3 protein-coding genes and 1 pseudogene are annotated in these 3497 nt (G+C 67.3%); 3 read left to right on the forward strand and 1 reads right to left on the reverse strand.

The features are described 5' to 3' along the window. Nucleotides 1-684, reverse strand: a 684-nt coding sequence (locus HAV39_RS41955) for a family 43 glycosylhydrolase (RefSeq protein ID WP_191844646.1), incomplete at its 3' end; no start/stop codon positions are given. 268 nt (nt 685-952) lie between these two features. Between HAV39_RS41955 and HAV39_RS41960 the strand changes: the two genes are divergently transcribed. The 3 genes and pseudogenes from HAV39_RS41960 to HAV39_RS41970 all read left to right on the forward strand — a co-directional run. Beyond that, nucleotides 953-2245, forward strand: a complete 1293-nt coding sequence (locus tag HAV39_RS41960) for an extracellular solute-binding protein (RefSeq protein WP_191844647.1) — start codon at nt 953-955, stop codon at nt 2243-2245. Nucleotides 2246-2303: 58 nt separating this feature from the next. After that, a complete protein-coding gene (locus tag HAV39_RS41965; RefSeq protein WP_191844648.1) occupies nt 2304-3308 on the forward strand; it encodes a carbohydrate ABC transporter permease in 1005 nt (334 codons plus the stop codon). Beyond that, a pseudogene (locus tag HAV39_RS41970) lies at nt 3305-3497 on the forward strand (carbohydrate ABC transporter permease); the annotation flags it as partial. The gene HAV39_RS41965 and the pseudogene HAV39_RS41970, both read left to right, overlap by 4 nt.

Raw genomic sequence — 3497 nt, forward strand, 5'->3', positions numbered from 1 at the left:
CCGAGCGACGGTCACCTGGTGCTCCCAGCTGGTGCCGCCCTCGGCGGTGACCAGCCAGTACCAGCCGTCGTGCCGGTACAGGTGCGGCCCCTCGGTCAGGCCGGCGGGCGTGCCGGTGAAGATGATCTGCGCGTTGCCGACGAGCTGCCGCTTGGCCCGGTCATAACGCTGGATCTCGATGCCGCCGAAGCGGTCGCGGCCCGGCCGCCAGTCCGCGCTCATCGCCAGCAGCCAGCTGGTCCCGTCCTCGTCGTGGAACAGCGACGCGTCGAAACCGTGCGAGTGCAGCACCACCGGGTCGGACCAGGGGCCGGTGATGTCGGGTGCGGTGATCAGGTAGTTCTGGGGGTCCCAGTAGCCGCTGGCGAAGCTGGCGACGTCGCTGTAGACGAGGTGGAACTGGCCGTCGTGCCAGGTGAGGTCGGGTGCCCAGATGCCGTTGGAGTCGCCGCAGCCGCGTAGGTCGAGCAGGCGGCGTTCGGTGACGATGCCGCCTAGGGGGCGCCAGTGGACGAGGTCGCGGGAGTGGTGCACGCGCACGCCGGGGTACCACTCGAAGGTCGAGGTGGCCAGGTAGTAGTCGTCTTCGACGCGCAGGATCGAGGGGTCCGGGTGGAACCCGGGCAGGACGGGGTTGCGGATCGACCGGGCGGCGGTGGCCACGTCTGCGATCTCGGTCGACATGTTCGGCTCCTTGTGTTCGGGGGGCACTGCGCCGTCTTCCGGCTTCGTTCCGATAACTCTCGGTCGGAACTTTCAGAAATCCCGCCCACCGTAACGGTTCAAGTCGAGATGCGACAGCCCCTTGACCCCGTACGTGCCCACGTCGTAACGTGCCCGCCATCACTTGAAAATACCGGCTGCGTACTGAAAGTTTCGGAGCCGCGTTTCCGCACCTCCCGCCGACTCGGTCGGCATCCGAGCACCTGGTAAGTCCTCGAAGGGATGGCACATGACAGCGCACCTCTCCCGCAGAACGCTGCTCGGCATCGCGGGCGCCGGCGCCGGCGCTTACCTGCTGAGCGCTTGTGGCAGCGACGAGCCGAGCACGCCTGACGGTCCGCAGACGATCAACTGGTGGCACATCCAGAACACCGAGCCGATGCTGCCGGTCTGGGCGGCGATCGCCAAGGAGTACGAGACCGCGCACACGAACGTGAAGGTCGTGATCCAGCCGCTGGAGAACGAGGCGTTCAAGGCGAAGCTGACCACGGCGACGCAGGCGGGCTCCCCGCCGGACCTGTTCCAGTCGTGGGGTGGCGGCGTGCTCAAGCAGCAGGTCGACGCCGGTCTGGTCAAGGACATCACGGCCGACGTGCAGCCGTGGATCGGCAGCCTGCTGCCGGCGTCGGTGCAGCCGTTCACGATCGACGGGAAGATCTACGGGGTTCCGTTCGACGTGGGCATGGTCGGTTTCTGGTACAACAAGGATCTTTTTGCCAAGGCGGGCGTCACGGCGACGCCGACCAGCTGGGCTGAGCTGCTGACCACGGTCTCCACGATCAAGAGCAAGGGCATCGTGCCGATCGCTCTGGCGGGCAAGGAGAAGTGGCCGGGGCACTTCTACTGGGCTTACCTGGCCATGCGCATCGGTGGTCTGGGAGCGCTTCAGCAGGCGGCGAAGGACAACAACTTCGACACCCCGGACTTCATCGCCGCAGGTCAGCGTTTGAAGGAGCTGGTGGATCTGCAGCCGTTCCAGAAGGGCTTCCTGGGAGCGGAGTACGGTTCGCCGGACGGTCAGGCCGCGACGATGGGCAACGGTGGGGCGGCGCTGGAGCTGATGGGCCAGTGGGCTCCGTCGGTGCAGGCTTCGTCGTCGACGAGCAAGAAGGGTCTGGGCGACAAGCTGGGCTACTTCGCTTTCCCGGCTGTCGAGGGCGGCAAGGGCTCGGTGGCCGAGGCGTTCGGCGGCGGCAACGGGTTCGTGCTGGGCAAGAACGCTCCGGCGTCGACGGTCGACTTCCTCAAGACACTGCTGGACGTCGCGAACCAGCGCAAGTCGGCGGCGACGGGTGCGGTGCTGCCGACGGTCAAGGACGCCGCGGACGCGATCAAGGACCCGAACAGCAAGGTCGTCGCGGCCAGCCTCGCGTCGGCGACCGGGTTCCAGCTGTTCCTGGACCAGGCGTACCCGCCGGCGGTCGGTCAGCAGGTCAACGACAGTGTCGCCGAGCTGATCGCGGGCTCTAAGACGCCGGAGCAGATCGTCAAGGACATCACCAAGGTCGCGAAGAGCCAGTAGCCATGTTCCTTGACCAAGAACCCGTAGCCGCGTACGAGAACCGAGTGGAGCAGGCACGATGACGCCATCGACGATCACCGGCCAGCGCACCGACGACGCGGCGACCGAGCTCTTGGCGGCGGATCCGGCGGCCACGCAGCAGCGTGGCCGCCGGGCCCGGCCCCGGCCGCTCCGCCGCCTCGGCACCATCGCCCTGTTCCTGGCCCCGGCGCTGGTGCTGTTCCTGCTGCTGGTCATCACCCCGATCGTGGTCGCGGGCTACGCCAGCATGTACAAGTGGAACGGCTTCGGCCTGCCGGAGAACTTCGTCGGGATCGACAACTTCACCCGCGCCTTCGAGGACCCGACGTTCCTGGGCGACCTGTGGCGGGCGTTCGTGCTCATCGGGCTGTCGCTGCTGATCCAGCTGCCCGTCTCGCTCGGCCTGGCCATGCTGCTCAACCAGAAGCTCAAGGGCCGCGGCATCTACCGCGTCATCTTCTTCGCCCCGTACGTGCTGTCCGAGGTCACCACCGCCGTGCTGTTCACCCTCGTGTTCTCACCGAACCGGGGCCTGGGCGACACGCTGTCGAAGTGGCTCGGCGCCGAGGCGGGCGCGATCTTCGCGGACCCGGACACGGTGCTGTTCGCGCTGTTCCTGGTGATCTCGTGGAAGTACTTCGGCTTCCACATGATCCTCTACTTGGCGGGCCGGCAGAACATCCCGCAGGAGCTCACCGAGGCCGCCACCACCGACGGCGCCAGCGCGTGGCAGGTGTTCCGCCACGTGACGCTGCCGCTGCTCGGCCCGACCATCCGGATCAGCGTGTTCCTGTCCGTGATCGGCAGCATCCAGCTGTTCGACATGGTCTGGGTGCTCACCGGCGGCGGCCCCATCCACTCCTCGGAGACCATGGCCGTCACCATGTTCGACCGCGGCTTCCGCCGCTTCGAGGTCGGCTACGCCAGCGCGATCAGCATCATCATGTTCATGCTGAGCTTCGTCTTCGCCCTGTTCTACCAGCGGTTCGTCCTACGCCGCGACACCGAGGGCGCGATCACCAACAGGGGAGTCCAGCGATGACCACCTCGGATAACCCGGCAGTCCGGGCCCGGCGCGCCGTGCTGCACGTCGTCTCCATCGCGATCGGCTCGCTGATCGTGGTGCCGGTCGGGTTCGGCGTGCTCGGCGGCTTCAAGGACAACGGACAACTGTCCACCAACCCCCTGGGCTGGCCCGACCCCTGGCACCCCGAGAACTACACCGGCATCC

The sequence above is a fragment of the Catellatospora chokoriensis genome (genome assembly GCF_011297315.1).
In the GTDB taxonomy this organism is placed as follows: Bacteria; Actinomycetota; Actinomycetes; order Mycobacteriales; family Micromonosporaceae; genus Catellatospora; species Catellatospora citrea.

Bases quoted from the DNA above. Each gene is read 5' to 3' on its own strand.
- HAV39_RS41960 (WP_191844647.1), top strand. From the start codon at position 953: ATGACAGCGCACCTCTCCCGCAGAACGCTGCTCGGCATCGCGGGCGCC.
- HAV39_RS41965 (WP_191844648.1), top strand. From the start codon at position 2,304: ATGACGCCATCGACGATCACCGGCCAGCGCACCGACGACGCGGCGACC.